Raw genomic sequence first — 4,967 nt, 5'->3', positions numbered from 1 at the left:
GGGCGGGGGCAGGTGCGCGGATTGGATAGGGGAGTGAATGGTGGTGAACGCTTTCGGTACGGGTTCGCCCGTATCCCTCTCCCACCATCCCCCTCTTCGGCCGGAGAGGGAAGACGATGCCTGAAACCGCCGCGATGGTGGTAGGCACCCAGAGCGCACGGACGGACACGCGGAGGACGCGCGGGGCCCCGTGTGGAAGGTGCGCGGAACACCCACGGAAACGAACCGGTACCGCCTGTATGGCGCAGCGGGCGGGAGGACGTCGGCCGCGAGTGCGATCCTGAACTCAGGAGACTCGTGCCGGAGAGTGAGCCCGATGGCAGTGAGCATGTACGTGGTCTGGAGCACCGCGGAACCGAGGCGCGTCATCTATGAGACGCACTCGATCGAAGCGGTCGCGGATCGCGCGGGCGTGCACGCGGAGGTACGGAGCGAGAGCCACCAGACCGCCTTGCACAGCCGCGCCCAAGCCCGCTCCATCGCGGAGGCGGAGGGCTACGAACTGCGCGCTGAGGGCGAGGCCTGGGAGAGCCTGCCGGAGAGCCTTCCCGAGGACGAGGACGAGGACGAGGACGGCACCCCACCAGCGGAGACGACCCCGACGAGCGGTTGAACGGGCGCTGTCCGCGTACCGCCCGTGGGGCCAGGATCGGCTGAACGCGGTCGGCCACTGCCGCGCGCCACGATCGGGACCGGTCATGCCGCCCGTACGCACCGGTCGCCCGCCGCCCGCCCGGCGGCCGAGCGCTGGAACCGGCCGTACGCCCCCCGACCTGCGGGACCGGGACAGCCGCAGGTCCCGCCAGGCGATCCGTTCCCGCGGTACCGCCCGGCCCCGCGGATGCGCGCGGGGCCGGGCGGTACCGGCGGCTCACTCGTGGGTGAGCAGGAAGTCCACCTCGTACTCCGGGGCGTCGGCGCCGACGGTGACCGTGGTGGTGGCCGGTGGGTAGCCGCTGGCGACGATCGTGTAGTGCTCGCCGGTGAGGTCGGCGAAGCCGTACTCCCCGGACTCGTCCGTCAGGAACTGCCCGACCACATCGCCCGCCGTGTCCAGCAGGGACACCCGCGCCGCGCCCACCGGCGCGCCGTCCCGGCCCCGTACCGTCCCGCACACCTCCGTCGCGGGCCGCAGCTCGGCTTCCACCCGCAGCGGCGCGCCCCGGACGGTCTCCACCTGGCGGGCGTGCGGACGGTACCCGGTGGCGCTGACGGTCAGGGTGTACGTCCCGGGCGCCAGCTCGGCCACGTCGAACCCGCCGCTCGCATCGGTCGTCGCGCCGGCGGTCACCTCGCCCGCGGGGTCGGTGACCGTGACCAGCGCGCCGGGCAACGGCACACCCTCGCCGGTGCGCACCGTGCCGGTCAGACCGCCGCCCCGGGAGGAGAGCCGCAGGTCGCGGCCGACCGGCACCTCGCGGACCGGCACCGCGAGGGCCAGCGGCTCGTACCCGACGGCCGAGCCGATGATCACGAAGCTGCCCGGCTCGGGCGCGTGCAGGGTGTAGTAGCCGTCACAGGCGCAGATGGCCCGGCCCAGCTGGCGGCCGGCGGGGTCGATCAGGGTGACCGCGGCGCCGGACAGCCCGCCGCCGGGGCCGAGCACCCGCCCGTGCACCACGCTGCCGCTGAGCGAGACGGCCTCCGGCACCGGGTCGGCACCGGTGGTCTCCGGTGCACCCGTGTCCGCCGCACCCGTACCCGTACCGGAGACGGCGCCGGCTGGTTCACCCTCCGCATCGGAGGCCGAGTCCCCGGTCTTCGCCGCGGCCCGACCGCGCCCGGACTGGCCACCCGATCCGACCGCGGCCGGACTCTTCCGCGACGGCAGGAACATCGCGATCAGCAGGCCCGCCGCGGCGGTGCCGCAGGCCACCGCGAAAGAGGTCCGGAAACCGTCCATGTTGGGCACCGCCATCGGCCCGAGGCCGGTGGTGAAGGTGGTGGTCTGGTGGGCCAGGATCACCCCCACCACCGCACTGGAGGTGGACATGCCGATGGAGCGCATCAGGGTGTTGAGCGCGTTCGCGGCGCCGGTCTCGGCCGCCGGTACGGCGCTGATGATCAGGGTCGGCATGGCCGAGTACGCGATGCCCACGCCGATGCCGAGCCCGGTGGAGACCACCACGACCTGCCAGACGGAGTCCATCATCCCGATGCCCGCGCCGTAGGTGGCCCCGATCACCACCAGCCCCGTCATCAGCGAGACCTTCGGTCCGCGGGTGGCGTTGATCCGCGCCGACAGCGGCGAGACCGCCATCATCGCCACCCCCATCGGAGCGATGTACAGACCCGCCATCACCATCGACTGGCCCAGTCCGTAGCCGGTGGCCTCGGGCAGCTGGAGGAGCTGGGGGAAGACCAGGGATATGGGGTAGAAGGAGAAGCCGACCAGGATCGAGGTGAGGTTGGTGAGCAGCACCTGGCGGCGCGCGGTGGTGCGGAGGTCGACCAGCGGCGCCTTGGTGCGCAGCTCCACGAAGCCCCACGCCACCAGGATCACCAGGGACGCCCCGAACAGCCCCAGCGTGCGCACGCTGCTCCAGCCCCAGTCGCCGCCCTTGGTGATCGGGAGCAGCAGGGCCAGCAGTCCGGCGGACAGGCCCACGGCCCCGACGAAGTCGAACCGGCCCGGGGTGCGCACCGAGGACTCGGGTACGACCAGCAGCACCAGGGCGACGCACAGCACGCCGATGCCGGCGGAGCCGTAGAACAGCGCGTGCCAGTCGGCGTGTTGGGCGACGAAGGCGGCGGCCGGCAGACCGAAGGCCCCGCCGATGCCCAGCGAGGAGCTCATCAGGGCCATCGCCGAACCGAGCTTCTGCGGCGGCAGCACGTCGCGCATGATGCTGATGCCCAGCGGGATGACGCCCACGGCGCCGCCCTGGATCGACCGGCCGACCACCATGGGCACCAGGTGCGAGGTGAGCGCACAGGTCAGCGACCCGATGACCAGCATGGCCAGGGCGACCAGCAGCATCCGCCGCTTGCCGTACATATCGCCGAGGCGGCCCATCACGGGCGTGGCGATCGCGCCGGCCAGCAGGGTGGAGGTGACCACCCAGGAGGCGTTGGAGGTGCTGGTGTGCAGCAGTTGGGGCAGGTCGGTCAGCAGCGGGATCACCAGGGTCTGCATCACCGAAACGGCGATACCGCAGAACGCGAGTATCGCCACGAAAGCGCCACCGACCTCCCGTTCCGAGCCGGGTGGTGGGGGGCTTCCGGGGTCGACGCGGGGGGTGGCTGTCTCGGTCATACTGGGCCGCCTCCAAGCGGTGCTGTGCGGTGCGGTGGCTGTGCGGGTTGCCGTTCCGGCCGTGCGGTGCCGTGCGCGCTTCAGTGCCGTGCCGGTGCCGTGTCGTTCCCGGCCTGGGCTGTCCGGCGTGCCGTTCTGTGCCGTGCCGTCTGCGGTGTGCTCTGGGCGGTGCCGTGCCGTGCGATGCGTTGACGACGACAACCATTAACGCCGGTAAGTACACACCGGACGGTATGAATATGCATCTTACACACGATATGTATCATGCATATCCCCTTTCGGAGCCATGTATTCCGTTCGCTTGATACGGCAAAATCGTGGTCAAGAGGCCGACATCGGGTGACGGAAAGGGGTAGGCGTGGCGGACCAGCTCGAACGACTGGAACGCGAGCTGATGCTGCTCGCCAGAAGCCGGTTGATGATGCCGCGCGAACGGCACGGCGACCACGGCTACCACCTGGAGCGCTCGGCCTACCTCCTGCTCTCCCGGCTGGAGGCCGAAGGCCCGATGACCATCGGCCGGCTCGCCGAGTGCTTCCAGCTCGACGTCTCCACCGTCAACCGACAGTCCGCCGGCCTCCTCCGCCAGGGTCTGCTGGAGCGCATCCCGGACCCGGACGGTGGACTCGCCCGCAAACTCCGCATCACCCCCGCCGGTACCGAGGACCTCACCGCCGACCGCCGAATGCGCCGATCCCGCCTCGGCCGCGCCCTCGCCGGCTGGAGCGCCGAGGAGATCGCCGGCTTCGAGGCCGCGCTGACCCGCTTCAACCAGGTGATGGAGCAGGAGGAGGGGCGCGACTGGCCGCGCCGGGAGCCGGAGGGGTAGGGGTCGGCAACGCCTCCCGGGGTACGGCCTGGGCCCCCCGAACGCGGAAGTGCCCGGCCCGCCGAGTGGCGGACCGGGCACCTCAGGTGGTGCGACTGGCTCAGATGTTCACACCGTGGGCGCGCAGGTAGGCGACCGGGTCGATGTCGGAGCCGTAGTCCGGACCGGTGCGGACCTCGAAGTGGAGGTGCGCGCCGAAGGCGTTGCCGGTGGCACCGGACAGGCCCAGCTGCTGGCCCGGGGTGACGGTCTGGCCGGCCGAGACGGACAGCGAGGACAGGTGGGCGTACTGGCTGTACTTGCCGTCGGCGTGGCGGATCACGACCTGGTTGCCGTAGGCGCCGCCCCAACCCGCGGAGACGACCTCGCCCGAGCCGATGGCGCGCACGGTGGTGCCGGAGGCGACCGGGAAGTCCACGCCGGTGTGGTAGCCGGAGGACCAGGCGCTACCGGCCTGGTGGTACGCGGTACCCATGGCGTCGTTGGCCACCGGGGCGACGAAGCCGGAGGCGGACGGGGCCTTGGCGGCGACCGGAGCCTTGGCGGCGGCCGGGGCGGCAACGGGCTTCGGGGCCTCAGGCTTGGCGGCCTTCGGCTTCGGGGCCTCCTGCTTGGCGGCGTCGCCCTGCAGCGCCAGGTGCTGGCCGGGGAGGATCAGGTTCGGGTTGTCGCCGATCACCGCGCGGTTGGCGGAGTACACGGCCTGCCAGCCGCCGTCCACGTCGTGGGACTTGGCGATCTTGAACAGGGTGTCACCGCTGACCACGGTGTAGGAGGCGGCCTGCTGCGCCGGCTTGGCGACGGGCTTCGGGGCCTCCTGCTTGACCTCGGCCTTGGGCGCGGCGGCCACCGGCTTCGGGGCGGCGGGCTTCGGGGCGGCGG

At 72.0% G+C, this 4,967-nt stretch carries 4 protein-coding genes; 2 read left to right on the top strand and 2 right to left on the bottom strand.

Going from position 1 to position 4,967, the window contains the following annotated elements:
• The first annotated feature begins 316 nt into the window (after positions 1-316).
• Positions 317-613 carry a hypothetical protein gene (locus E4099_RS29000; protein WP_135342089.1) on the top strand — a complete coding sequence of 99 codons (297 nt, stop codon included), beginning with the start codon at positions 317-319 and terminating at the stop codon, positions 611-613.
• 258 nt (positions 614-871) lie between these two features.
• Here E4099_RS29000 and E4099_RS28995 read toward each other — a convergent pair whose 3' ends face one another.
• A complete protein-coding gene (locus E4099_RS28995; protein WP_135342088.1) occupies positions 872-3,256 on the bottom strand; it encodes an MFS transporter in 2,385 nt (794 codons plus the stop codon).
• 358 nt (positions 3,257-3,614) lie between these two features.
• Between E4099_RS28995 and E4099_RS28990 the strand changes: the two genes are divergently transcribed.
• Entirely contained in the window at positions 3,615-4,085 is a 471-nt protein-coding gene (locus E4099_RS28990; RefSeq protein ID WP_342451956.1) for a MarR family winged helix-turn-helix transcriptional regulator, read from the top strand.
• Positions 4,086-4,185: 100 nt separating this feature from the next.
• Here E4099_RS28990 and E4099_RS28985 read toward each other — a convergent pair.
• The coding region (locus E4099_RS28985; RefSeq protein ID WP_135342087.1) for a M23 family metallopeptidase at positions 4,186-4,967 on the bottom strand (782 nt) is incomplete at its 5' end.

This window comes from Streptomyces palmae, assembly GCF_004684805.1.
Lineage (GTDB): Bacteria > Actinomycetota > Actinomycetes > Streptomycetales > Streptomycetaceae > Streptomyces > Streptomyces palmae.
The sequence above is the reverse complement of the archived record's forward strand: the minus strand, read 5'-3'. Positions and strand labels throughout refer to the sequence as shown.